Genomic DNA, 25,778 nt, shown 5'->3' on the forward strand with positions numbered 1-25,778 from the left:
AATCCCCCCTTACTTATTTTTACTTTTAGCTGCTGCTAACTTAGCTTTTTTATCTCTCTCTGCTACTTCTACTGCTCCTGATAAACTATTTAATTGACTTGCTACATTTCTCCAGCTACTGTTTAATGTTGAAAATTTCTTTTCTAGTTCACAATATGAAGCTCTAAAATTATCATAACTGCTTCCACTCCAGTTCTTTTTGACGGCTTCCACATCTGCTTTCATCTGCCTACTGCTACTTTGCAAGGTACTTGAAGTTTGCTGAACTTTACTTACTAAAGATGATGCTGACATCAATCTCCCCTCCTCAATCATTATTCTCTTGTAATGTTATATTATAGTGCCTTTTATATTTCTCTTCTTTAACAAGAAAAACATAAAGAGACTATATGTAAATCATCCCATCTATAGTCCCTTCATCTCTTCTGTCTAGTAGCTATATTTAGTTAATTATTAAGGTCATCATACATAGAACCATGAACTTGAAGTGCTATCTCATCTAGTTGCTTTTCTGTATTAACACCTTTGAGTGTCATTCCTGGTACATTCGTAATACTTGATACATCTACATCATTTTAACCATGCTGTCATATAATACTTGCCATTTTTCATACCACCAAAGGTATAACACTTTTGATTATCTGGATTCACCGTTATGGTTACTAAAGTTTCTTCTACTACCTTACAAATATATTGACCCTCTTGTATGTACTCTCTATACTTATACTCATCTTTACTATTTTGTGTATTGGATTCCTCATAGCCTTCTAATATTTCTTTAAAATAAGTATGCGTAAAACCTGCTGCATCTGGGCTATATGGTACTTCATATTCTGTTACATAAGTATAATCTCTTTGTATACCTAATAGACCTTCTGCTGCTATTGATGCTGTGGGGTCATCTATTTCTAACTTTAATTGGTACTGAGAGCCCTTATCTATATAGGTCATGTTAGATCCATAATTAAAACTTTGTAGCACTTTATCTACAAGATCTTTGTGTTCCTGGGTTTCCTTAGCTTCATCTTTATAGATTTCTGTACGTATGGTAAGTGTATACTCTCCTGCTGGATTAAAGTAGTAGCCAGATTTAAAAGGATACTTGTATTGGCGTTGTAGATCTCTATCTGTTGCAAAAGGTACGTGAGGATAATCTAATTTATTAGTACTCTTTCTCTTAGCACTATTTAAGTCCTCCTCATAAATACTACTCATACTCTGATTAATACCCCACTCAATCATTGCTTTATTTTGCTGAGTAAAGATACGTTCATGCTGTCCCTGTATTGCTTCATAGGTCATATCTCCTGTAGCAAATACATTCTTCATCCATCTTTGCACAAACATCTCATATTCATCACTTTCCCACCAAATAGTCTTGTTTAAAGAATCGTGTGTATTATCATCTATTTCCTTTTTAAAATGACGTGCTTCTACGCTGGGCATAGGTTTTCTGCCATTATATACTTGCGTTGTTATACTAATACGATCTTCCCCCGGCTGGAATATACCATTTTGAGTTCCTGAACCATAATAGGTACTACAACCACTACAATCATAATAATGGCTAGAACCATCCTCATTTTCACAACAATAGACACTATGAGAAGTATGATAGTCATAGTCCCTCTTAACATCACCCTCATAGAAAACTATCATCTCACGTATAGGATTAGAAAGATTAGGTAGATAGAAATCTCCATACTCCTCCCTCTTAATAACACCTTGTATAATCGGACTTCTAGTAACAGACTCTGCTGCTTCATCCACCGGAGGGTTCGTATCATCCTTTACCTTTGCATCTGATAATGCACCGTCGTTATCTTCTATATCCACATTTAATGCTCCTGTTAAATTACCATCCCAACTCCAAAGGCTTTTATTAGGTGATTGTACGCTTCCAGGAATCCCTCCACCCGCTAACTCATGTTCTAATTCTTTAGTAAGCTCATCATAATAGAGGGTATAGTTAGCTTTTGCAATATCATAGCGAATCCAAGATATGCTCTCACTATCTTTATTATCTGTATAAATACTTTCTTCAGGGTTCTTACTTGGATTAATCTCAAAAGTAATGGTAACTGGTTCTCTTGGCATGATAAACTCTAAGTCAAATACCGCATCAAATTCTGAACCCTCAGATGGTATAGTAGTACTTCCTTGACTCGCACCTTCCCCATACCCTGTAAACTTGCATGCACTTTCTTCTTTCTGTTGATACATAGTACCTGTTGTATTTCCCTTAACGGTCCATTTATAGGTAGTGTCAACATTTTCATCAAATGTAGATTTAACTATAGCTGATGCTTTTACTACATCATCATTTCTTACACCAGCCCCTTCTGCCTGTGCACATTCTAAAGTTACTGTTAAATTAGGTCCTATTAATTCAAAAGCTGCAATAGGGATTCCCATATAATTACCATTTTCCTTATAAATACGTCCTTGCCCCCAAGTCGTTTCTGTGGGTGGGATTACTATATGCACATAATTAATCCAATTACACTCTGGCTTCTTACCTCCCTCATGAACAATAGGATTCCCATTAACACTGATGTTACAATCCTTAGCTTTTATTTGTGAGTATCTTTTTCCCCCATAAACCATATCAACTCCTAACTGTATAGCTTGTTCTAATGTATCAATACCGTACTTATCACTGTTTATAATTTTATTTATATAATTAGTACGTCTACTAGAATTATACTGCCAAGGCTCAGCTACTCCCCACTTAGATATTCTAACTGCATCCCAACCTATATTCCATCCAAATTGAGGATTTGGTACTGCTTGTCCTGAGGGCATTCTTCCTAAAAATTCATTCTCATTAGCTATTTCATCTGTATTACCAAATTGACCACCATAAGCTGGTATATAAGAGTAAATACTTTCTCCTCCTCTAATCTGATTTTTATAATAAAAATTAATATCTCCTTCATCGCAGCTTTCTGTATAATAATCAACCTTGTAATCATAAATATTTTTCATATCTTTATTAAGTCTATTTAGCAACTCCTCCTTTGATATACCTTCTGCATATACCGTACTATTTAAATTTATGCACATTAAAGCTACAGTTAGTAAGCATATAATATATCTTTTCATTTATTACTCCTCCTACTTATGAATCACACGAATTTCAGTGGACTCGCTACTATTTGATTCAACCTTAACAGTATAGTTGGCAGTATTAAATGTCTTAGCAGGAAGATTTTGATACATCTCTTTCTTAGTTCTTACATAATCTATTATTTTTTTTGCTTCACTTACACTCATATCTTGTGCTAATAATGCTTCTATCTCATCACATTGTACTCCATAGTCTACCTTTAAACCCTGAGTAACTAAAATTGACATATTTCCTTTGGATGCCCACTCCTCATTAAACCATATATCAGAAAGATTTTTAGTTTGTATATACCATGAATCTCCTATCTTATTCACCTTTGTCCCATTAGTAATTGGGATATTAAAATTACCTGATGTACAAACTTTTACTTCTGGCAATGGCTCTTTTCCATTATCTATGTACACAATTCTTACCTTATTATCCCATTTAACCGTTGCTCCTAATGCTTCACTTACAAATCTTATTGGTACATAAGTTCTTGTTCCTTTTACAATAGCTGCTGTATCTAATTCTTTAACTTGTCCATCCACCATAATTTGCTTTGAATTAATGTGTAATATGACTACTTTATCCCCATCTAGAATCGTTACCCTTTTTGCTGCTGCGTCCCACTCTACCTTTGCTCCTAACTGTTCACTTACAAACCTAACTGGCACTAATACTCTACTATTACTATCCACATAAGGCTTTCCATCTGGAAAATACACTTGTGCTCCATTAACCCTTACACGTATCTCTGATAGTGCAAATACTTGTGGCATACATAGCATTGCCATCATCATGACTGCTAACCATTTTAATAATCCTTTTTTCATATTCATTATCTCCCTTTTATTTATATCTATTTCCCTTCAATAACGATCATAAACTTTCTTCATTTATGCCCTACATTACTATCCATTTTTAACTTTAACCCTATCTTTCTTTCTCTATTTCCTGCATCTTATTTTCATACCATGCTACGTTGATATGAGAATAATCTCCATCTAGAAATTTAAAACTACCTATTATATCTTCTATATCCTCTTGTAACTCTATATATTCTTCATAAGCGAATTTTCCCTTATCTGTCTCCATATCATAATTACTTTCACTAGGTAACTGGTATACAAAAACTAAGCCATTTCTTATTCCTAATTTTAAATATGACATTACAACATCATCCCCACCATCTGCAAGCCATTGTTGTTCTGTATCGTAAATACCTATTGTTATTAATTTATCTCCTTTTTCACCATTAACATTATGCTCAAGACTTAGTCCAAATTCACCTTCAGTAACTATATATTTTCCTTCCCAAGTTTTTGGGAGCTCTATTGAAAATCCCATTTTTTCATTTCTATATGTAACACTTTCTCCTACTAAATTTTCATTCATATTTTCCTCTCCTTTACTATTTTTATCGTTCACCTCTTGCTTCTGTTGTTCTACCACTTTACTATTTATTGTATTGTTTTCGTTAATGGTACTATCTTCTATTTTCTTCAGTTCAATCGCATCTCTTTCAGCCCCAAATCCACTACGATAATTGATCAACCCTTTACCTTTTTCCCATGTAAATGATTCATAGTAATCTGTCTCAATTAAATTACTATAGGAATGATATTCACACTTATCACCATCTATCGTTAAATAGTGGTGCCAACCAGCCTCTCCTTTAGCTAGGTCATCTTTTATTTCATCATCTTGGCAAATAATTGCACTGCCCTCCGGTATCTCTTCACTTGAAATAAATTGCTTAATTTTTTCATCTCCGTATGCTATCTTATAGATTTTATCTTCTTGAACATAAAGATAGCCTAAACTTAAACGATCATCAGGCACCCCTTCAATTGCTTGTAACTTTAATTCGTATAACTCCCCATCATTAAGCTGAGCTATTTTATTAATACCCAACCTTACGGAATCATTGATAATATCATCAAATAAAAACTGTCCGTTATACTTTACATATGAAATATCTTCTTCAAAGAAAAATGGATTTCTTTTTGTATTTCCTTTCTCCCCCTCATCTATATTTGAACTAATTGAATGTGTTACCTCTTGCTGCTTGGTCTGATTTTGTTTAACTGGATTTAATTCATTATTTGACTGACTACATCCAACAATAAATACTAGTCCTATTGAAAATAAAAATTTTTTCATAAATATCCTCCCCATTAAATGTAAACTGAGTTATCTTTTAATTAATATAAGTCATCACTTTATTGCATCTATAAGTATATATACCCCGGGTTGCTTATCTACAGTATTGGAATCATACACACCGTCTGAAACATATTTTCCTCCAGTGTATACGTTAGTTCCGCTATAAACATATGGGCTAACTCTTTTCTTGTTATAGTATCCCAATCCATTATAGCGTTCAGCAAATGCCATCATTTTTGCTATATCATTACAATCAAAAGTTAATTGAAATTCATCTCTAACACTCGATTTCCGTGATAGTGCATCTATTGCTGCTTCTGTAAAATCTTCAAAATATATGCCCTTAGGTACTATAGTAGTTGTTTTCCCAAGTTTTTGCCCATTATGTAAATATGTATTAAAATTACAACCTGATTCTCGATAATGTAACGCAGCAATTAATTCTGGTGGTATACCTGTTTTTTCAGATATCCTTTCATACGTTTCTTTGTTACCCTGATATATTCTTTTAAAGTTATCAATATCCCATTTGAATTTTTCTTTATTAACTGATGTTATTTGGTTTACTAAATCAACTTCATGGGCATATACCTTGCTAGTATCATATAACTTTTTATCAATTTCACTGCTACTATCCAGCTTTTGTATTGGTGTAATATCTGATTTACCATCTCCCTTTACTTCGGGTAGTTTATTATTTAAAATAGTCCCATTATCCTGTATAATTCTTCTTACTGCCAAAACTGAACTAGAAGCATTTGATAGATTACAAATTCTTACATTAGCTTTTTCTCCAGTTCCTCCTTCATCTATATATTGTCCATTTCCAATATATATTCCTACATGATCTACTATTCCGTCCCTTTTTCCTGTATTTGGATCTTTCCAATCAAAGAAAATCAAGTCTCCTATTTTAAGTTCTTCTTTACTTACTTCGATTCCTTCTTTAATTTGTTCCTTGGTAGTTCTAGGTAATTTAATCCCAAATTTTGTTAGATATATCGATGCAACAAAAGCTGAACAATCCATATTTTTAGGCGGGTTTTTAGGATCTAATATTTGTATTCCCTCTCCACCATACTGATATGGAATCTTCCCTTTAAACAACTCAGCAAACTCAACAAGTTCATTTCTCCAATAATCAGCTAGTTCTTCTCCCTCTAATGTTACAGCAGTACCACCTATTTCTTTTCCTATATTTGTTACTAGATCCACTAATTCACTCGTTATATAATTTCCACCACCAACAGTCTCTCTTAGTCCTCCTATTTCCTGTGGTACATACTTATAATCATTTTTAGACACTTCCTTACCATTTTTATAGATAACATCTCCTATCTTTACATAAGTATTTCCACCTTCTTTATAACCTTGGGCAAAGCTTCCTTTACCGTCTACTTCACGAAGTCCTCCTATTTCTACTGGGATATATTTATAATCATCTACAGCTATCTCCTTACCATTTTTATAAATAATTCCTCCTATACGCTGATATATATTATCTCCTTCTACATATGTTTGAGATACTATAACATAACTTCCTCTTCCAATCGTCTCCCTTATTCCCCCAATCTCTTTCGGTACATATTTATAGTTTTCTTCTGGTACTAGTACACCATTCTTGTAAATTTGCTTGCCTATTTGCTCATAAACTGTTTTGTTTTCTACATAAGCTCTTGCAAGAGTACCATTTCCATCTGTGGCACGTAAACCACCTACTTCATGCGGAATATATTTATAATCTTTTTCCGCTACTAACTCTCCATTTTTATATATTTTTCCATCTATACTTTCGTATAAAATACCACCTTCTAAATAAGCGCTGTCTGATTCACTTCTTGCAAACTTTTCTGCTTGGTTACCTCCAACTATTCGGAGTTCTCCTTCCCATTCTTGACTCTTCTCACCTAATTCATTACTCGCTTTAAATGAAATATTACTACTACCAATACTTCCTGAAAATTTAATAGACTTACCAAAACTTAATCTTCCTTTATCAAGGACAGCTTTAGATATATACTCACTTTCTTTATACAAAGCTACAGCCTGCTTAGTATTAGTCACAAGACGCTGACTATTTTCCTCTATACCCTCTGTTTTATACTCTATTTCCTTTAAACTAGATAATATTCCCCTAGCACAACTTACTACACTTCCATATTCATTATATCTAGATATAATATTTTCCATTTCTCTTTTAATACTATTGATATCTCTTTTATAGTTTGAGCACACGTTTCTATAGCATCTATCTGTCTTCCTTGATAATTCACTTAATTCATCAGTTTCAACCTGTAATTCTCCTGGCATAAAAGCCTCCCCTTACTTGTTTTTTCTCCTAGCTTCGGCTAATTTAGCTCTTTTTTCTCTCTCTGCTTCTTCTATTGCTCTCGATAAACTATTTAATTGACTTGCTACATTTCCCCAATTACTATTTAATGCTAAAAATTTCTTTTCAAGTTCACTATAAGAGGCTCTAAAATTATCATAACTACTTCCATTCCAGTTCTTTTTGGCAACTTCTACATCTGCTCTCATTTGTCTAGTGTTATTCTTTAAACTACTAGAAGTTTCTTGAATCTTACTCGCTAAAGATGATGATGACATCGATTTCCCCTCCTCAATGTTTTCTCTTAGAATACTAAATTATAGTGTCTTTTATATTTGTCCTCATTAACGTTAAAAACATGAGGGACCATAAACAAATCATTCTGTCTATAGTCCCTTTATCTATTCTGTCTAGTCTCTATATTTAATTATTAAGGTCATCATACATAGAACCATGAACCTGAAGTGCTATCTCATCTAGCTGCTTTTCTGTATTAACACCTTTGAGCTGCATTCCTGGTACATTGGTAATACTTGATACATCTACATCATTTAACCATGCTGTCATATAATACTTGCCATTTTTCATACCACCAAAGGTATAACACTTCTCATTATCTGGGTTCACTGTTATGGTTACTGTTGTTTCTTCTACTACCTTACAAATATATTGCCCCTCTTGTATGTACTCTCTATACTTATAGTCATCTTTACTATCTTGAGTATTAGATTCTTCATAGCCTTCTAAAATTTCTTTAAAATAGGTATGGGTAAAACCTGCTGCATCTGGGCTATATGGTACTTCATATTCTGTTACATAAGTATAATCTCGCTGTATATCTAATAGCCCCTCTGCTGCTGTTGTTGCTTCAGGGTCATCTATTTCTAACTTTAATTGGTACTGAGAACCCTCATCTACATAGGTCATGTTAGATCCATACTTAAAACTTTGTAACACTTCATCTACAAGAGCTTTGTGCTCCTGTGTTTCCTTAGCTTCATCCTTATAGATTTCTGTACGTATGGTGAGTGTATATTCTCCTGCTGGATTAAAGTAATAGCCAGATTTAAAAGGATACTTATACTGGCGTTGTAAATCTCTATCTGTTGCAAATGGGACGTGAGGATAGTCTGATTTATTAGTACTCTTTCTCTTAGCACTATTTAAATCCTCCTCATAAATACTACTCATACTCTTACTAATGCCCCACTCAACCGTTGCTTTATTTTGCTGAGTAAAGATACGTTCATACTGCCCCTGTATTGCTTCATACTCTTCTGGCTCCGTCAGAAAAACATGCTTCATCCAGCGCTGAACTAACATAGGATATTCATCACTTTCCCACCATATGGTTTTGGCTAAAGAGGTATGGGTATTATCATCTATTTCCTTTTTAAAATCTCTGGCTGCTACATGTGGCATATTTTCCCTGCCATTATATACTTGCGTTGTTATACTAATACGATCCTCTCCTGGCTGGAATATACCACTTTGAGTTCCTGAACCATAATAGGTACTACAATTATTACAAGTCACATAATGACTAGAACCATCCTCATTCTCACAACAATAGACACTATGAGAAGTGTGGTACTCATAGTTCCTCTCAACATCACCCTTATAAGAAACTACCATCTTACGTACTGGGTTAGAAAGATTAGGTAGATAGAAGTCTCCATATTCTTCTCTCTTGATAACACCTTGTATAATAGGACTTCTCGTAACAGATTCTGCAGCTTCATCTACCGGAGGGTTCGTATCATCTTTTACCTTTGCACCAGATAACGCTCCATCATTATCTTCTATATCAACATTTAACCCTCCCGTTAAATTGCCATCCCATCTCCAAAGACTTTGACTAGGTGATTTTACACTTCCAGGAATCCCCCCTCCTGCTAAATCATGTTCTAATTCTTTAGTAAGCTCATCATAATAGAGGGTATAGTCTGCTGTTGCAATATCATAACGAATCCAAGATATGTTTTTACTCACTTTATTATCAGTATAAATACTTTCTTCTGGATCCTTACTTGGATTAATCTCAAAACTAATGGTAACTGGCTCTCTTGGCATGATAAACTCTAAGTCAAATACTGCATCAAATTCCGAACCTTTAGATGGTATAGTAACACTTCCTTGACTCCCACTTCCCCCATACCCTGCAAACTTGCATGTACTTTCTTCTTTCTCTTGATAAATAGTACCTGTTGTATCTCCCTTAACAGTCCATTTATACGTAGTGCCCACATTTTCATCAAATGTAGATTTAACTATAGCTGATGCTTTTACTGCATCATCATTTCTTACGCCTGCACCTTCTGCCTGTGCACATTCTAAAGTTACTGATAGATTAGGTCCTATTAAACTAAATGGAGCTATAGGGACACCCATATAATATCCACCCTTTTGATACATCCTCCCTTGCCCCCAAGTGTCTTGTGTAGGTGGGGTGATAATGTGTACATGCTTAATCCAACCAGCACTAGGTTTATCTCCCACATTATGCACAGGATAATTCCTATTACTATAGTTAGGGGCCTCAGGCTGTTTTATATCTTTATATTTTTTGCCTCCATAAGCCATATCTACACCTACTTGAATAGCCTCTTCCAATGTGCTGTTGTTATCAAGGCTTGGAATATTAAACACTTGATCATCAAAATACCCCTTCTTGCACTCCCCTTCATCCCACGGCAAATAATCTCCCCATTTAGAAATCACCTTACCATCCCAACCTACCCTCCAACGATATTGTGGGTTGGGCACTTTATCTCCTACATTGTTTTTTCCAAGAAATTCTTTTTCTCCTCTATCATCCCCTCCTGACATATTTCCATAAGCCAACATATAGGTCTCTTCTTTTGTACTACCATACCCCTTATCATAAACGTGTAAGTCCCCATACTCACCTATTCTTAAAGGATACTCTTCATCCCCTAATCCATATATTTGTGCCATATCTTGATTAATCTTTTGCCTTACTGTCTCTTGTTCATCAGTTAAGGTAGATGCCATTATTGAGGTATGAAGATTTTGAAATACTAAACTACTTACTATTAAATACTTTAACCATTTTTTCATAATCATTTCCTCTTTAGAAATTATTTCTTATACACACGAATATTTACAGTCCTATCATCACCATTTACTTCAAAAATATAGCTTTCTGTATTAAAAGTTTTCTCTCCTATCTGGTCCCTAATACTTGATTTCTTTCTAGCAAAATCCATTATTTTCTTTGCTTCAGCTGGAGTCACTACTTGTTGTAAGATTTGCTCTGCCTCATCACACTGAATGCTATAATCCACTTGTGTCCCTTGTGTTACACATAAAATTATAGTTCCTCTAGATTTTACTGTATATAAATCTACTTGATTAGCCGTTCTAATTGATGATGAATCCCCTAGATTAGATACCACACAATCTGCAGTAATAGGTATTGTAAATGGTCCTGCTTCAAACACCTTCACCTCTGGAAGTGGTGCTTTTCCATTATCTATGTACACAATCCTTACCTTATTATCATATTTAACCGTTGCTCCTAAGGCTTCACTTACAAATCTTATTGGTACATAAGTTCTTGTTCCTTTTACAATGGCTGCTGTATCTAATTCTTTGACTTGTCCATTTACCATGATTTGCTTTGAATTGATCTTTAAAATAGCTACTTTATCTCCATCTATAATCGTTACTCTTTTTGCTGCTGCGTCCCACTCTACCTTCGCCCCTAACTGTTCACTTACAAATCTAACTGGTACTAATACTCTGCTATTACTATCCACATAAGGCTTTCCATCTGGAAAATATACTTGTGTTCCATTAACTCTTACTCGTATCTCTGATAGTGCAAATACTTGTGGTATACACATTACAAGCATCATTATCATTACTGTCCATTTTAGTATTCCTTTTTTCATTTAAATCTCCCCTATCTTTAGTTAATAATAATTCTTTACTCATATTCATCTTATTCTTTTATATATAGCTATCTTTGTCATATTCCTACTCTAAAAAGTATGGAGTGAAACATACTAAAATCCGAATAAAAGGATTACAATCTTGTAATCCTTTTATCTCCCCTTACTATTTACTTAATTGAGCAGCAATCTCTTGTTCTTCTTTTTCCTTAGCATCAGCTGTTGCTTTAACTTCAAGGCTAATGTTTGTTACACATTCAATAAGTTTCTTAACATTTGGCTCAATCTTATTATATTGATCTAGGAATTTCTTCCCAGAATCACCTTTCCACCAAGAAGATGTTTCTTCAATAAGTTTTTTAACTTGTTTCATTTGTTTGTCTAGCTCTTTTGCTTGATTATCAATACTAGTCGTCGTTTTTCTAGCTCTTGCGACGTCAAATTCCATCATTTCTGCCATGGTTAATTCCTCCCTTAATATGTACTCTTTTATTATTTAAATGATGCTGCAATTTTCTTTTCTGTTTGTTCTTTGATGTCAGCAATTTTCCCCAATTGAGTGCCAATATCTGTTACTAGCTTAGAAAGTTCTACTAAGCTTGGTGCAAACTTGGTGTACTGTGCATTAAATGCATCTTGTGAATCACCTTTCCAGTAGCTGTTTACATCTTTGATGTCTTTGTCTAAGTTACTTTTGATGCCGTCCACTTTTTTTGCTTCTGATTTTAACTTTGTTGACATAGTTTTTGCCTGTCCAACGCTAAACGTCATTTGCGCCATAATTAATCTCCCTTTTTAATTTAATTTTATATAGTCGCTAATTTCAGCGGTATATACTTGTTCTTGGTTATTAAATAGCCATTCCAATTCTCATTGTATTCAGCTTCTATCCTCTATTAAAATTACACCCTCTTTTATTTTATGTATTGTTTTGCTTTTTATAATATTCAAAATTATTTTATATTATTTTTTTATTTTTATCAACCATGTCATATTATTTGTACAATATTAGCATCCACTTTTTGCACATTAGACTGTGATGCATTTTTAATGCTGCTCTAATCTTTCTTCTATAAGCAAAAAATAAAAGAGCCTAATACATCTTCACTCCAACGAATTCTTGGATGATTTTGTGCTAGGCTCTTGCTATATCATCTATACGGATGCCATTTAGCTCTATGCTCTTATTCATTTAACTTCTGAGTACTTGCTATACATTTCTATCTCCTCCATATGAGGATATCATCATATCATAGATGTCTCGCTTTTTCACCGCACTCCAGGATTAGTATTTGCATTTTCAGGCAATTTATACATACTTTTTATTTATTTTTATATATCTATATTGGAGGATTTTATATTTTTAGACAAAAAGAAACCCAGCAGGGACCAAAGTTAATCGGTATGCTGGTGAAATATTCTCTTAATTATAAATAGATTTATAATCTAATTTCTATTTGGATTCTTTATTCTTGAGGTTTTTTATAGCACCACTGGGCATCATATGTTCCCATATTTGCAATATATTCAATTTCCTCAAATGTATAATGCCAATTTAATTCATCATAAAAAATATCATCTTTATTTAATTTCATATACTCGTAAATAAAATCAAGTAATATCTTAGTCGATTTAAAACTTTCTATATTGATACATTGTTGATAATTTTTCTTTTCATTTATAAAACTAAACATTCCATCTATCATATCATCTGTGTCATTATAAGCATATATAAGGAACTCATTACCATCTTGTTCCTTTTCGGCTAGAATAAATGTCATATATTCATAAGTACCATCATTATTCTTTTCAAATTCTAGCCCCTCCAAACAAACAATATTCGCCTGATGAGCCGCACACTTTATATCACGTATTAATTTTTCAAAATTCATTTCATCTTTATTCTTTAATAAAATTCCTGATATGCCCATTAATTGACCAATCCTTTCAATACATTTATATCATCAACAACAGTTATCCCCATAGCTTCTATCTTCTGTACTAATTTTACATTATTAAGATTTGTAAAATCTATAGCTTCATCTATGTATAAAAATATTTTCTATCATGGCTAAGCAATTCTCCTGTTTTTAAATCAATAATTCCATTTTGACAATTAATCTTCCATATATCCTTATCCAGTTCATCGGTTGTAATAGTTAGCTCTTGTAAATCACTCGCTAGACTTATCATCGCTTTTATCCTTGAAAATCCTTCTGATTTAAGTGCATGCTTTACGAGCTCTCTTCTTGCTATATCATCTTGTATCTGTTGTGCCTCTTCTAACATGGTTCTAACTGTTTTAATAGCTAATTCTGTAATCCTACCACTGCTATCTGCTTCCCAATACTGACCATTCCATATGAACCATTTATCTAAGATGTGACAATACCTTATGTCCTTGCCATATAAATCCCTAAAGCGTTCTGCATTTCCACTATCTGTGCGATTATAGTAAGGCTTTAGATTTGCCTTATTAGGCTCATATTTACCTATGCTTCTAGCAATTGTCCTTACCTCTTCTACCTCTAAAGGTGGCTCACAGTTTGCCTCATTTTCAGCCATAAGTGCCACTATTATGCCGGATTCACTCATTCCTTTTCTTCGCAAAGTTCCAGCAAGACTGGTCAGATGATTATTTCTACTTCCTTCAAAGACAGTAGCTGTACTAGTTTCTAGTGCTTGGTACACTACTTCTCTTTTTTGTATTTGGTCACCCTCACACATCACCTCTAACAACCACTCGGGTGCCTCTACTGGCTCACTATCAAAGGGTGAATGACCTTCTAACCAACTGTAGGTGTTGCCACTTACATGAAGGCTTGGTGTGGCTACAATAAGACCTCCATTTGACCTAGTATCTAAGCCCTGTTTAAAACTCACTTTATTAGGAATATGAACACCCTTTGGATATTTAAAGATGAGGTGCCTACCACCACTACCAGTAAGTGCTGTAACAGTAGGTGGTAAATCCTCATATAGCATTTGTAATAATTCTAGTGACTCATCTCCTTGATACTTGGTATCTACATCTAGGACTAACCAGCCACTTCTCTCTCCTGTAGGAATGCCTATGTTGGCATCAGGGTACTTGCTCCACCACTTTGTAATGGTATCTTGATTAGTAGTAGCTAGTTCTTGCCAACCGTTAAAAATAGGGTGCTTACCTTTACTGGAACAACTACTACCTTTCTTACAAGTACAATTGCCATCTCCCTTGATGCCATGTAGTGGCATGACTGGTATTCCTATCTCTGCATACTTTAAAGCCATTCGTAATACTTCATTTGGCACTTTCTAACCTCCTTTCTATGAGCGAAAAATAAAAGAGCCTAACACATCTTCACTCTAAGAATGATTTGTGCTAGGCTCCTGCTATCTCGGCTATACGGATGCGATTCGGCTCTATGCTCTTATTCATTTTTAACTTACCTTCTTTACTTCTAGCTTGACTATCTGTTTACATCTGGGACATTTGATAGTACCTACCACATACTCTGCATCTAGTAATCTCTGATTGCAATGTGGGCACTTAATGACTATCTCATTGGACTTATTTTGCTCCATCTCCATCACTCTCCCAAAAAGTTAACCCTTCTTGTAAGCTTTCTCTTTCTAGTCTTGGTTTGTAGCCATACTTAGGTTGAAACTCCTCGTAGAACTCTTTATCTTCTCCTCTAAGTTCTAGGCCTTGTTTCACTTCTTGTTGAAGCTGCTCAAAACGTGCTCTAGCTTCTTCAACAAAAGCCAACTGATAAACCATTTCATAAAGTTCTTTTGACTGAATAACACCTTCATTGCTTTGAGAGAACTCTAATAAGATATCTGAGTTTCTTCCCCATACTGCTCTCTTAGCATTATCCTGTGCCCAACGTTTGATGGTCATATTTTGCAAAGCTGTTCCCATAGACACATTTGCATTGCTACTATATGCCTCTAACTTCTTGTAAAATGTAGGTTCAAAATCAAGTAGCATAGTAATGGCTTTAAGAATCATCTCATTACGAGACATACCAAGTGCTTTTGCTTGTGCATCCATAGTAGCTACTTCTGGGCTGTCTTTAGTTAGACGAATGTTAATTAATTCTGGCATTTTATCTCCTCCTCATTATTTGAATTTATAACAATATTATATACCTTTTATTTTGTAATATAAATACATTTTTATATTTTTTGTATATATTCATTTCACGATAATGTATTTTAGACAAAAGAAAACCCAGCAGGAACCAAACTTAATTGGTATGCTGAGTCAATGGTATCTTTTTCTATATATTGTTCCGCTAAATCAATGTCCTTTGTCATTTTTAGCTGCGGATATTTCTTATCTAGCTCTCTTAAACATTTTATAAACTTCTTGCTCTGCAATTTTTCTGATATGTCTTCAAACACTTTACTTATAAAATATATATCTTATTCTGTACATTCATTCAAGTAATTAATTATTGATATCTCATCTGTATCTAAGATTTCTACAAATAAAATATATTTATCATCCAAAGAGTTCTAATATATACTCCTTTAAATCATCTTCTAGTTCGTCCTTAATAGCTAAAATATTATTAAAATCAACCTTTTCTTGTATATTATAATATGAATTAGCATTACATAAAGTATTTAGTAGTTCCTCCCTTGCTTCATACTTTAGCGATAATACGTTAATTTCTAGTAATTTATTTACTAATGTAATTACCTCATCTTCACTGTACCCCTTATACGATATTTTATCTTCAATAAGTTCAATGATCTTAATCAATTCTTCTTCGGTATTCCAATTACCTAGCATAGTTATTTCTTCTAATTTCATTCTTATCTCCTTTTTTGTCTTTTTAAATAACCTAATTACCTGCTTTTCAAGAACCATCTTGCTACTGATATGGATCTTTTATCGGTATATGTGTATTATTTGTAATAGTAGAATCGAAAAATTCTCCATTTGGATTATTAGTATATTTTGCTGGTTGAAAGCCCTCAATAGTATAATCATAGTATTGCCTTCCACGTTGAATTCTTACTATCCACCCTTGAGATGCATTAGAACCTACCGGTGCACCCGGATCTATATTATGCACCCTCACCCGATAAGTTTGATTATCTTGTATCCACTTAAATTCAAATCCTTCCGTAGCTCCACCCTTTACTGGTGTCAATTCCCTCAATGTTGCATCATCAGGTATTCTGTCAAGAATGTCATCTACTGTAGTACCTTTTAAATTCTTAAAATCACCAACCTTACTACTACCAGACTTAACCGCTCCCTCTTTAACTACAGTATTCCTAGACTTTGTTAGTTCATCTACTTGATTTAATCCTTCTACTCCACCTGCTTTTACCTTTGAAGCCTCTAACTTACTTTTAACTATTGTACTACCCTTTTGTACCCCTTTTATGCCACCTTCTACAATCATCACCGATTCTATGACCTTCTTAAAATAGGCGATTTTTTCTTCATGTGTCATATTTCCTTGCATATACTCATTAAAGCCTGTGGCTGTATAATAGAGTGGACTTAGGACCGTGTTTTCTTCTAGATTGGTATTTCCTACATTAACCAAGGCACTTCCTAAACCACTTGTCAGGTTATCCGCATAGTTACAATAGTCATTAAACTTCTGATCAAATTCCTCCTGTGACATCCCCCCTAAGTTTTTAAGGTTCCATGCTGCAAATAACTCCCCTAATCTTCCCACTGGCTCAACGCCTATCTTATATGCCCCTACTGCCATATCTACGCCTAGGTCTACAGTTGCTTCCCCTAGGGCTACTGCATTCATATTCACATCTGTAATAAAGCTATTAAATAAGTCTAACTTTTGATTAAATGCTTCTGTGTTTTTCTTATTGTAATACTCTGCATCATACTTTAAAGTAATTGTTTCACTTAACTTTTTTAGTTCCTTCTCACTGATACCACTTTCAGGTGTTAAGCCAAACCTTTTTAAATCTATGCTCTCTACTTCTCCCTTTATACGTAAGCAAGAAAGTAAGTTAGCTTGATCTTTGGTGCTTAAGCTTATTCCTAGTTCACTGAGCATGGTGGGCATTGCTTCATAAAAGGCTATGTCTGAGTCCTCAAGTTGTGGTAGATTACCACTTGCTAATCTTTCTTGAAGTTGCTTTAACTCTTCTTTCCTAGCTTCATTATACTCTTTAAGCATATTTTCCCATAAGGTAGCTAGCTTTTCAACATTCTCTCTCGTAAAATTTTGTTTGATTAATGTTTGGAGATTGTCGATTCCTTTTGACATCACCCTAACACTCGGTTTACTGAGTGCCATTTGTTTCACCAAACCAATACATTCCTTTTCCGTGGCATTATACTGGTTCACAACAAACTTTAAACCATCTAAAATTTTATCACTTTGCTTAATAAAATCTGTTCTATATCTTAGTATATCGTTGGCTATTTCCTTGATTTGTCTGGCTTTTGCAACTACATCACCACCGTATTTTTCTCCATTATACTTAGAGATCAAGCTATCCATTTGCCTTATAATACTATTACAGCTGGTATTATACTGTCTTGCAGCATAGCCAGTATAGTCTCCTATCTTTCCCCTTAACTCTCTAATAACCTCAGTATCTGATACTATTTTATTTTGCATACTCCCCTCCTTTTTATATTCCTATTTCTTCTTCCTATTTTGTAAATCTCTTCTTTTTGCTTCTTCTGCTTGGTTAATGCTAGACTGCAATGTAGCAAGCTTACTTGATAAGCTCGAAAATTTACTATGTACATTATTGCCCTTTTTCTGCAAAACTTCATAGGCTTGTTCAAAACTCTCTGCGGCCTCCCCTTGCCAGTACGCTCTCGTATATTTCACGTTATTTTTAGATGCATTGGATTTCTTGCTAATTTCTAGCACACTATTATTAATAGAACTTTTAAGCCATGATAGGTTACTCATTTACTCTATCTCTCCTATCTATTATTTTTTATCCTAACTCTCCTATTATCTATTAATCTAACCTCAAATAAATAGATTCCCATCATAAAATTTAAAGACTACTAGATTGATACCGAACCACTGTAATTCCTATACCATCATAATCTAGTAGCCTTTTATTTAATTATTTAAGTCATCATACATAGAACCGTGAACCTGAAGTGCTATCTCATCTAGTTGCTTTTCTGTATTCACACCTTTGAGCATCATTCCTGGTACATTGGTAATACTTGATACATCTACATCATTTAACCATGCTGTCATATAATACTTACCATTCTTCATACCACCAAAGGTATAACACTTCTCATTATCTGGGTTCACTGTTATGGTTACTGTTGTTTCTTCTACTACTTTACAAATATACTGTCCCTCTTGTATGTACTCTCTATACTTATAGTCATCTTTACTATCTTGAGTATTGGATTCCTCATAGCCTTCTAAAATTTCTTTAAAATAGGTATGGGTAAAACCTACTGCATCTGGGCTATATGGTATTTCATATTCTGTTACATAAGTATAATCTCGCTGTATATCTAATAGCCCCTCTGCTGCTGTTGTTGCTTCAGGGTCATCTATTTCTAACTTTAATTGGTACTGAGAACCCTCATCTACGTAGGTCATGTTAGATCCATACTTAAAACTTTGTAACACTTCATCTACAAGAGCTTTGTGCTCCTGTGTTTCCTTAGCTTCATCCTTATAGATTTCTGTACGTATGGTAAGTGTATATTCTCCTGCTGGATTAAAGTAGTAGCCTGATTTAAAAGGATACTTATACTGGCGTTGCAAATCTCTATCTGTTGCAAAAGGTACATGAGGATAATCTGATTTATTAGTACTTTTTCTCTTGGCACTATTTAAGTCTTCTTCATAAATACTGCTCATACTTTTACTAATCCCCCACTCAACCGTTGCTTTATTTTGCTGAGTAAAGATACGTTCATACTGCCCCTGTATTGCTTCATACTCTTCTGGCTCCGTCAGAAAAACATGCTTCATCCAGCGCTGAACTAACATAGGATATTCATCACTTTCCCACCATATGGTTTTGGCTAAAGAGGTATGGGTATTATCGTCTATTTCCTTTTTAAAATCTCTGGCTGCTACATGTGGCATATTTTCCCTGCCATTATATACTTGCGTTGTTATACTAATACGATCCTCTCCTGGCTGGAATATACCACTTTGAGTTCCTGAACCATTATAAGTATCACAACCCGTACAAAGTACTTCATGGCTCGAACCATCCTCATTTGTACAACAATAGACCCAGTGAGACGTATGATAGGTGTAATTTCTTTCAACATCGCCCTCGTAGGAAACGACCATCTTACGTACTGGGTTAGAAAGGTTAGGTAAATAAAAATCCCCATAGTCTTGTCTATCAATCATACCTTTTATAATCGGACTTCTAGTAACAGATTCCGCTGCTTCATCTACCGGAGGGTTTGTATCATCTTTTACCTTTGCATCTGATAATGCACCATCATTATCTTCTATATCAACATTTAACCCTCCTGTTAGATTACCATTCCATCTCCAAAGACTTTGACTAGGTGATTCTACACTTCCAGGAATCCCCCCTCCTGCTAAATCATGTTCTAATTCTTTAGTAAGCTCATCATAATAGAGGGTATAGTCTGCTGTTGCAATATCATAACGAATCCAAGATATATTTTTACTCACTTTATTATCAGTATAAATACTTTCTTCTGGATCCTTACTTGGATTAATCTCAAAACTAATGGTAACTGGCTCTCTTGGCATGATAAACTCTAAGTCAAATACTGCATCAAATTCCGAACCTTCAGATGGTATAATAGCACTTCCTTGACTTGCACCTTCCCCATACCCTGTAAACTTACATGCACTTTCTTCTTTCTCTTGATAAATAGTACCTGTTGTATCTCCCTTAACAGTCCATTTATAGGTAGTGTCAACATTTTCATCAAATGTAGATTTAACTATAGCTGATGCTTTTACTGCATCATCATTTCTTACGCCTACACCTTCTGACTGTGCACATTCTAAAGTTACTGTTAGATTAGGTCCTATTAATTCAAAGGCGGCAATAGGGATTCCCATATAATTACCGTTTGCCTTGTAAATACGTCCTTGTCCCCAAGTCGTTTCTGTGGGTGGGATTACTATATGTACATAATTAATCCAACCGGCATCAGGCTTCTCTCCCACCTTGTGAACAATAGGGTCACCAGAAACACTAATGTTACAGTCCTTAGCTTTTATTTGTGAATATCTTTTTCCTCCATAAACCATATCAACACCTAGCTGTATAGCCTGCTCTATAGCATTATCACCCACTCCAGGTACTGATACCTCCTTTTTTGTAAAGTATGAATTAGCATATCCCAGTGTTTTCCAAGGCTCATTCATGGCCCATTTAGCAATTCTAACTTTATCCCATCCAATGTCCCATCCATATTGTGGATTTGGTACTGACTGATTCGTTTTAGTATATCCTAAAAATTCTCTTTCATTTAAAACTGTATCTTTTCCTCCATGTTCTTCCCCGTACGCTGGAATATATGCATATATAGGGTCACCACTCCTGACTTGATTTTTATAGTAAGTATTGAGTACCTTACCATCTATGCTATCTTTATAGTAGTTAGCAAGTTTATAAAGAGATGCCATATCTGTATTTAATCTATTTATCAACTCTTCTTTACTTATCGTATCTGCCTGCACTTTAATGAAGGTAGTAGAAAATAGAAGGATAATACTCAATACATACACTATGTATTTTTTCACTTTTTCATCCCCTTTTTACTTATGTATTACTCGAATTTCTACAGATTCATTATATGAACCTACTTTAACTGTATAATTACTAGTTTTGTAAACCTTTTCTGTTAAAATCTTATGTTGGACCGTTTTTGTTCTTGCGTAGTCCATAATTTTTTTAGCATCACTTATACTCATATCCTGTGCTAACAATGCTTCTATTTCATCACATTGATCACTATAGGGTTTTGTTGTCTCCGGTGTTACTAGAATTAATAAATTACCTTTTTGAGCCCATTCTTCATCAAACCAAATACTAGCATATGTTGGTGTCTCTATATTCCAAGCTCCTCCTAAATCCGTTACCTTTGTTCCCTCTACCACTGGTATTGTAAAATTACCAGATGTATATACTTTTACTTCTGGGAGTGGTGCTTTTCCATTATCTATGTACACAATCCTTACCTTATTATCATATTTAACCGTTGCTCCTAGGGCTTCACTTACAAATCTTATTGGTACATAAGTTCTTGTTCCTTTTACAATGGCTGCTGTATCTAATTCTTTGACTTGTCCATTTACCATGATTTGCTTTGAATTGATATTTAAAATAGCTACTTTATCTCCATCTATAATCGTTACTCTTTTTGCTGCTGCGTCCCACTCTACCTTCGCCCCTAACTGTTCACTGACAAATCTGACTGGTACTAATACTCTGCTATTACTATCCACATAAGGCTTTCCATCTGGAAAATAAACTTGTGTTCCATTAACCCTTACACGTATCTCTGATAGTGCAAATACTTGTGGTACACACATTACAAACATCATTATCATTACTGTCCATTTTAATATTCCTTTTCTCATTTAAATCTCCCCTATCTTTAATTAATAATAATTCTTTGCCATATTCATCTTATTCTTTTTATATATAGCTATCTTTATATTTGTGCCATATCTTGATTAAACTTTTGCCTTACTATCTCTTGTTCATCAGTTAAGGTGGATGCCATTATTGAGGTATGAAGATTTTGAAACATTAAACTACTTATTATTAGATATTTTAGCCATTTTTTCATAATCATTTCCTCTTTAATAATTTATTTCTTATATACACGAATATTTACTGTTCTAGTATCTCCACTTACCTTAATAGTGTAATTCTCTGTATCAAAGTTTTTTTCACCAATTTTATCTCTAATACTTTTTTTAGTTCTAGCAAAGTCTATTATTTTCTTTGCTTCAGATGGAGTAACTGCTTGTTGTAAGATTTGTTCTGCCTCATCACATTGAATGCTATAATCCACTTTCATTCCCTGTGTTACACATATAATAATGGCACCTGATGTATCAGTATATACCTGCGTCAAGCTTTCAGTGGTAATTGTTGATGTAGATTGAGTTTTAGTTACTCTAGAATCTGCAGTAATAGGTATTGTAAATGGTCCTGCCTCAAATACCTTCACCTCAGGAAGTGGTGCTTTTCCATTATCTATATACACAATTCTCACCTTATTATCATATTTAACAGTTGCTCCTAGGGCTTCACTTACGAATCTTATTGGTACATAAGTTCTTGTTCCTTTTACAATGGCTGCTGTATCTAATTCTTTGACTTGTCCATTTACCATGATTTGCTTTGAATTAATCTTTAAAATAGCTTCTTTATCTCCATCTACAATCGTTACTCTTTTTGCTGCTGCGTCCCACTCTACCTTCGCCCCTAACTGTTCACTGACAAATCTGACTGGCACTAAAACTCTGCTATTACTATCCACATAAGGCTTTCCATCTGGAAAATATACTTGTGCTCCATTAACCCTTACACGTATCTCTGATAGTGCAAATACTTGTGGCATACATAGTATCACCATCATCATCACTGCTAACCATTTTAATATTCCTTTTTTCACATTCATTTTTTCCTTTTTACTTATATCTATTCTCCTTCAATAACAATCATCACTTTCTTTACTTATGCCCTACATTACTATCCATTTATTTGCTTACGCTATTTAACTTTTCTTCGAAAGCGATTTCTTCTTCATCCTCATAACCAGTAAAATATAAGCCTGTTATCATATCATGATTAAAAATCAATGTACTCTCAGCACTTACATTTCCTTTTTCATAAGAACATCCAATATAATCAAATATCTCTCCTGTGTCACCATTCTTTTGATAACGACCTATAATAATAATTGGTTCAGTAACCCCTTCTACCTCCACTACAGAGCCCACTGGTAGCCATTTATCACCTTTATCCGCTTGTAAAGTAGCGTCACTTAGCTGCTTCAAACCTTCAAAATCCACCCTATCAATTTGCTCACTGTCAAACATAAAAGTTGATTCATTGTTTAACCGTCCTTCTGGATAGTAACAAGCTGCATAATCCCACACCTTATCTGCTGTATCTCCTGCTATTTTTTGATTATGCCCATAAATCATAATACGCTTAGTTGAATCTTTTAAGAGGACAACTGTTCCATATGGCAAAAGTTCATCTTGTACACCTTCATTTGTTGATACTTCATTATCTGCTGAAGCATTAGGTGTATTTACTGATTCATTATTAATTTTTGTACTGCATCCAGCTAAACATCCTACCATTACTGTCATAAGTGCTATTTTTAATATTCTATTCATTATTCTATTCATTATTCTATCCCTTCATTTCTACATTTAATGACTTATTCTTCTTCCTTTATCTCTTGTTCACGTATTTGAGGTAACCGTTGTTGTAAATATGCTTGCAATTGAATTTCTTCTTCATCTTGAAACCCAATAAAATATACTCTTTCAATTTGATCGTGATTAAATAGATAGCTAGATTCTGGATTAATATTACCTTCAGGATAATAACATCCACTGTAGTCCCATATCTCATTTGTACCTTTGATTTTTTGTATCCTTCCTTGAATCATAAGCCTTTTTTTACTATCTTTTAATAAAACGACTGAACCTATTGGTAATAATCCATACATATTTGTATCTCCTTAACTTAGTTTATTATTTCTTTGTTTACCATAATGAATCCCACCAATCAATAACAGTATCTTTGACATCGCCCCAATCCACACTTAGTTTTGCTCCACCTCCTATACCCAGAGAGGCTCCTAATTCAATCTCAAAACAATCATCTTTTACACCAACTCCACCCTTAACTCCTGCTGCAATAGCTTCACCCTCTAGCGTAACATCAATATCAAGTCCCAGTATACTAACTCCACCGCTAACTTCACCTTCTAATACAGCAGCACCAGCCTCGGCCTTCACATAAAGGTCACCATCCTTTAAATCTGCCTCTAATTCTGCACTTGCAGATGCTGTAAGTGCTGCTCCTTCAGCCGATCCATTAATATTAGCATACGTATTTCCTAATGTAATGTCAGCTGAGCCTTTAGCTGCAGATGCCGCTGCATTAGCTTCTCCCGAAAAACTAGGTGGTGTGACAATATACATTCCAGTAATCGGATCCATTCCAAAGTCGAATGCTTCAAAATCAATAGCTGCCTTTGCATCACCAGTTACTGCGGCAACATTTGCATTTCCTTGCAAAGCAAACACATCAGGATTCCCCACTGTCATATTCCCTCCAACTTCAGCTAGGGCAGCATGTAAGTTAGCCTCTCCTTGAAGAACCGGACCCTGAATACGATTATTCCCTATCATAAAGAGACTACCATTCATTTTAGCCTCCGACTTAAAAGTTGCCAATCTTGAATAGGTTCCAAACGATGTATCTTTACCTGCAGTGATATTATTAACATCCTCAAAAGCGGCACAACTTATATTGCTATTTAATGCAAAGTTAGGTCCTGTTAAAGCCATTTTCACAGGATCCCATAAATATAAATTTCCGCTAGCAGAATTCGTAATACTACTTGTTCCCGTATTAACCATCCTTTGAGCATTTATATTAAATAGATTTGTCTTTAAATCAGTATTAAATATGTACTGCTTATTAGATGTAAATATCTGTTCTTCCCAATCTGTTCCTAGTCTATATACCCCATTTGGATCTAATCCGCCAATATAGACTGCACTTTTCACATTATAATCTAGTTTATTTCTATATTCTCCGATTTCTAGTGCAGCTTCTATTCCACTTGATGAAAGTGCATTAACCCTTATAATATCAGCTTCATCAAACGAGCTTTCTAATTGATTTAAATTAACTGCATTTAGACTGATTCTTCCATTCCTAATTTTCCCACTAATCTTAGCATTCGTTTCTTTAATTAATGTCTTACTTTGTTGTTCACTTTCAATAGTCAATTTAATCACTTGCTGTAACCCTGATGATAGCTTTTCACCTTTAGTAGTAATATCCTTATTTATTCTATCTAGCTCAGTTACTAATCTCCGTATATCATTAGCCTTACTTACTACATAACTATAACTAGAATACTTGTTCTTTATCCTACTCATCTCCTGTTCTAAAGAACGTACTTCATTAGAATAGGTATTTGTTATTCCTTTATTATGCTTCTTGAAATTACTAAAGAGTACTTTCACCTCATCTATGCTAATATCTATCTCCGCCATATACTCCCTCC

At 34.4% G+C, this 25,778-nt stretch carries 25 protein-coding genes; all 25 read right to left on the reverse strand.

What is annotated here, in order from left to right; translation table 11 throughout:
• Positions 1-9: 9 nt before the first annotated feature.
• Positions 10-294 (reverse strand): WXG100 family type VII secretion target, encoded by a 285-nt coding sequence (locus tag CLOLE_RS18715; protein ID WP_013658687.1) that lies wholly within the window; start codon positions 292-294, stop codon positions 10-12.
• 276 nt (positions 295-570) lie between these two features.
• Positions 571-3,105: a hypothetical protein gene (locus tag CLOLE_RS18720; RefSeq protein ID WP_013658688.1), complete on the reverse strand. Its 2,535-nt coding sequence runs from the start codon at positions 3,103-3,105 to the stop codon at positions 571-573.
• 12 nt (positions 3,106-3,117) lie between these two features.
• A complete protein-coding gene (locus tag CLOLE_RS18725; protein WP_013658689.1) occupies positions 3,118-3,945 on the reverse strand; it encodes a stalk domain-containing protein in 828 nt (275 codons plus the stop codon).
• A gap of 100 nt (positions 3,946-4,045) precedes the next feature.
• Complete coding sequence (locus CLOLE_RS23450) at positions 4,046-5,275, reverse strand: hypothetical protein (RefSeq protein WP_013658690.1); 1,230 nt, start codon at positions 5,273-5,275, stop codon at positions 4,046-4,048.
• A gap of 54 nt (positions 5,276-5,329) precedes the next feature.
• Entirely contained in the window at positions 5,330-7,588 is a 2,259-nt protein-coding gene (locus CLOLE_RS18735) for an NlpC/P60 family protein (protein ID WP_013658691.1), read from the reverse strand.
• Positions 7,589-7,600: 12 nt separating this feature from the next.
• Positions 7,601-7,885, reverse strand: a complete 285-nt coding sequence (locus CLOLE_RS18740; RefSeq protein WP_013658692.1) for a WXG100 family type VII secretion target — start codon at positions 7,883-7,885, stop codon at positions 7,601-7,603.
• Positions 7,886-8,030: 145 nt separating this feature from the next.
• Complete coding sequence (locus CLOLE_RS18745) at positions 8,031-10,688, reverse strand: hypothetical protein (protein WP_013658693.1); 2,658 nt, start codon at positions 10,686-10,688, stop codon at positions 8,031-8,033.
• 20 nt (positions 10,689-10,708) lie between these two features.
• On the reverse strand, positions 10,709-11,524 hold the full coding sequence (locus CLOLE_RS22150) for a copper amine oxidase N-terminal domain-containing protein (protein ID WP_013658694.1): 816 nt from the start codon (positions 11,522-11,524) through the stop codon (positions 10,709-10,711).
• Between the two features lie 166 nt (positions 11,525-11,690).
• The gene (locus CLOLE_RS18755) at positions 11,691-11,984 is read right to left on the reverse strand and encodes a WXG100 family type VII secretion target (protein ID WP_013658695.1); all 294 of its coding nucleotides are present in this window, start codon (positions 11,982-11,984) and stop codon (positions 11,691-11,693) included.
• Positions 11,985-12,016: 32 nt separating this feature from the next.
• Positions 12,017-12,304, reverse strand: coding sequence for a WXG100 family type VII secretion target (locus tag CLOLE_RS18760; RefSeq protein WP_013658696.1), 288 nt, complete (start codon positions 12,302-12,304; stop codon positions 12,017-12,019).
• A gap of 686 nt (positions 12,305-12,990) precedes the next feature.
• Positions 12,991-13,455: a hypothetical protein gene (locus CLOLE_RS18765; RefSeq protein ID WP_013658697.1), complete on the reverse strand. Its 465-nt coding sequence runs from the start codon at positions 13,453-13,455 to the stop codon at positions 12,991-12,993.
• Between the two features lie 112 nt (positions 13,456-13,567).
• A complete protein-coding gene (locus CLOLE_RS22615; RefSeq protein WP_013658698.1) occupies positions 13,568-14,818 on the reverse strand; it encodes a bifunctional DNA primase/polymerase in 1,251 nt (416 codons plus the stop codon).
• Between the two features lie 129 nt (positions 14,819-14,947).
• Positions 14,948-15,091: a hypothetical protein gene (locus CLOLE_RS23380; protein WP_013658699.1), complete on the reverse strand. Its 144-nt coding sequence runs from the start codon at positions 15,089-15,091 to the stop codon at positions 14,948-14,950.
• Positions 15,078-15,617 carry a hypothetical protein gene (locus CLOLE_RS18775; RefSeq protein WP_013658700.1) on the reverse strand — a complete coding sequence of 180 codons (540 nt, stop codon included), beginning with the start codon at positions 15,615-15,617 and terminating at the stop codon, positions 15,078-15,080. Before CLOLE_RS18775 ends, CLOLE_RS23380 begins: the two co-directional genes overlap by 14 nt.
• A 110-nt stretch (positions 15,618-15,727) precedes the next feature.
• Entirely contained in the window at positions 15,728-15,916 is a 189-nt protein-coding gene (locus CLOLE_RS23290) for a hypothetical protein (protein ID WP_162145048.1), read from the reverse strand.
• A gap of 100 nt (positions 15,917-16,016) precedes the next feature.
• The gene (locus CLOLE_RS18780) at positions 16,017-16,331 is read right to left on the reverse strand and encodes a hypothetical protein (RefSeq protein ID WP_013658701.1); all 315 of its coding nucleotides are present in this window, start codon (positions 16,329-16,331) and stop codon (positions 16,017-16,019) included.
• 61 nt (positions 16,332-16,392) lie between these two features.
• Positions 16,393-18,129, reverse strand: a complete 1,737-nt coding sequence (locus CLOLE_RS18785) for a polymorphic toxin type 30 domain-containing protein (RefSeq protein WP_013658702.1) — start codon at positions 18,127-18,129, stop codon at positions 16,393-16,395.
• A 21-nt stretch (positions 18,130-18,150) separates the two neighbouring features.
• Complete coding sequence (locus tag CLOLE_RS18790) at positions 18,151-18,432, reverse strand: WXG100 family type VII secretion target (RefSeq protein ID WP_013658703.1); 282 nt, start codon at positions 18,430-18,432, stop codon at positions 18,151-18,153.
• 159 nt (positions 18,433-18,591) lie between these two features.
• Entirely contained in the window at positions 18,592-21,246 is a 2,655-nt protein-coding gene (locus tag CLOLE_RS18795; protein ID WP_013658704.1) for a hypothetical protein, read from the reverse strand.
• Positions 21,247-21,261: 15 nt separating this feature from the next.
• Positions 21,262-22,086: a copper amine oxidase N-terminal domain-containing protein gene (locus CLOLE_RS22155; protein ID WP_013658705.1), complete on the reverse strand. Its 825-nt coding sequence runs from the start codon at positions 22,084-22,086 to the stop codon at positions 21,262-21,264.
• Between the two features lie 74 nt (positions 22,087-22,160).
• Entirely contained in the window at positions 22,161-22,298 is a 138-nt protein-coding gene (locus CLOLE_RS23185; RefSeq protein WP_013658706.1) for a hypothetical protein, read from the reverse strand.
• Positions 22,299-22,319: 21 nt separating this feature from the next.
• Complete coding sequence (locus CLOLE_RS22160) at positions 22,320-23,138, reverse strand: copper amine oxidase N-terminal domain-containing protein (protein WP_013658707.1); 819 nt, start codon at positions 23,136-23,138, stop codon at positions 22,320-22,322.
• A gap of 79 nt (positions 23,139-23,217) precedes the next feature.
• Positions 23,218-23,865 (reverse strand): DUF4176 domain-containing protein, encoded by a 648-nt coding sequence (locus tag CLOLE_RS23515; RefSeq protein ID WP_202945206.1) that lies wholly within the window; start codon positions 23,863-23,865, stop codon positions 23,218-23,220.
• Positions 23,866-23,909: 44 nt separating this feature from the next.
• Positions 23,910-24,203, reverse strand: coding sequence for a DUF4176 domain-containing protein (locus tag CLOLE_RS18820; protein WP_013658709.1), 294 nt, complete (start codon positions 24,201-24,203; stop codon positions 23,910-23,912).
• 37 nt (positions 24,204-24,240) lie between these two features.
• Complete coding sequence (locus CLOLE_RS18825; protein ID WP_013658710.1) at positions 24,241-25,767, reverse strand: hypothetical protein; 1,527 nt, start codon at positions 25,765-25,767, stop codon at positions 24,241-24,243.
• Between the last annotated feature and the right edge of the window lie 11 nt (positions 25,768-25,778).

The organism is Cellulosilyticum lentocellum DSM 5427 (assembly GCF_000178835.2).
GTDB lineage: Bacteria > Bacillota > Clostridia > Lachnospirales > Cellulosilyticaceae > Cellulosilyticum > Cellulosilyticum lentocellum.

Excerpts from the sequence above, each read along its gene's own strand:
- CLOLE_RS18715 (WP_013658687.1), bottom strand. The coding sequence starts at position 294 with ATGTCAGCATCATCTTTAGTAAGTAAAGTTCAGCAAACTTCAAGTACC.
- CLOLE_RS18720 (WP_013658688.1), bottom strand. The coding sequence starts at position 3,105 with ATGAAAAGATATATTATATGCTTACTAACTGTAGCTTTAATGTGCATA.
- CLOLE_RS18725 (WP_013658689.1), bottom strand. The coding sequence starts at position 3,945 with ATGAAAAAAGGATTATTAAAATGGTTAGCAGTCATGATGATGGCAATG.
- CLOLE_RS23450 (WP_013658690.1), bottom strand. The coding sequence starts at position 5,275 with ATGAAAAAATTTTTATTTTCAATAGGACTAGTATTTATTGTTGGATGT.
- CLOLE_RS18735 (WP_013658691.1), bottom strand. The coding sequence starts at position 7,588 with ATGCCAGGAGAATTACAGGTTGAAACTGATGAATTAAGTGAATTATCA.
- CLOLE_RS18740 (WP_013658692.1), bottom strand. The coding sequence starts at position 7,885 with ATGTCATCATCATCTTTAGCGAGTAAGATTCAAGAAACTTCTAGTAGT.
- CLOLE_RS18745 (WP_013658693.1), bottom strand. The coding sequence starts at position 10,688 with ATGAAAAAATGGTTAAAGTATTTAATAGTAAGTAGTTTAGTATTTCAA.
- CLOLE_RS22150 (WP_013658694.1), bottom strand. The coding sequence starts at position 11,524 with ATGAAAAAAGGAATACTAAAATGGACAGTAATGATAATGATGCTTGTA.
- CLOLE_RS18755 (WP_013658695.1), bottom strand. The coding sequence starts at position 11,984 with ATGGCAGAAATGATGGAATTTGACGTCGCAAGAGCTAGAAAAACGACG.
- CLOLE_RS18760 (WP_013658696.1), bottom strand. The coding sequence starts at position 12,304 with ATGGCGCAAATGACGTTTAGCGTTGGACAGGCAAAAACTATGTCAACA.
- CLOLE_RS18765 (WP_013658697.1), bottom strand. The coding sequence starts at position 13,455 with ATGGGCATATCAGGAATTTTATTAAAGAATAAAGATGAAATGAATTTT.
- CLOLE_RS23380 (WP_013658699.1), bottom strand. The coding sequence starts at position 15,091 with ATGGAGCAAAATAAGTCCAATGAGATAGTCATTAAGTGCCCACATTGC.
- CLOLE_RS18775 (WP_013658700.1), bottom strand. The coding sequence starts at position 15,617 with ATGCCAGAATTAATTAACATTCGTCTAACTAAAGACAGCCCAGAAGTA.
- CLOLE_RS18780 (WP_013658701.1), bottom strand. The coding sequence starts at position 16,331 with ATGAAATTAGAAGAAATAACTATGCTAGGTAATTGGAATACCGAAGAA.
- CLOLE_RS18785 (WP_013658702.1), bottom strand. The coding sequence starts at position 18,129 with ATGCAAAATAAAATAGTATCAGATACTGAGGTTATTAGAGAGTTAAGG.
- CLOLE_RS18790 (WP_013658703.1), bottom strand. The coding sequence starts at position 18,432 with ATGAGTAACCTATCATGGCTTAAAAGTTCTATTAATAATAGTGTGCTA.
- CLOLE_RS22155 (WP_013658705.1), bottom strand. The coding sequence starts at position 22,086 with ATGAGAAAAGGAATATTAAAATGGACAGTAATGATAATGATGTTTGTA.
- CLOLE_RS23185 (WP_013658706.1), bottom strand. The coding sequence starts at position 22,298 with ATGAAAAAATGGCTAAAATATCTAATAATAAGTAGTTTAATGTTTCAA.
- CLOLE_RS22160 (WP_013658707.1), bottom strand. The coding sequence starts at position 23,138 with ATGAATGTGAAAAAAGGAATATTAAAATGGTTAGCAGTGATGATGATG.
- CLOLE_RS23515 (WP_202945206.1), bottom strand. The coding sequence starts at position 23,865 with ATGAATAGAATATTAAAAATAGCACTTATGACAGTAATGGTAGGATGT.
- CLOLE_RS18820 (WP_013658709.1), bottom strand. The coding sequence starts at position 24,203 with ATGTATGGATTATTACCAATAGGTTCAGTCGTTTTATTAAAAGATAGT.
- CLOLE_RS18825 (WP_013658710.1), bottom strand. The coding sequence starts at position 25,767 with ATGGCGGAGATAGATATTAGCATAGATGAGGTGAAAGTACTCTTTAGT.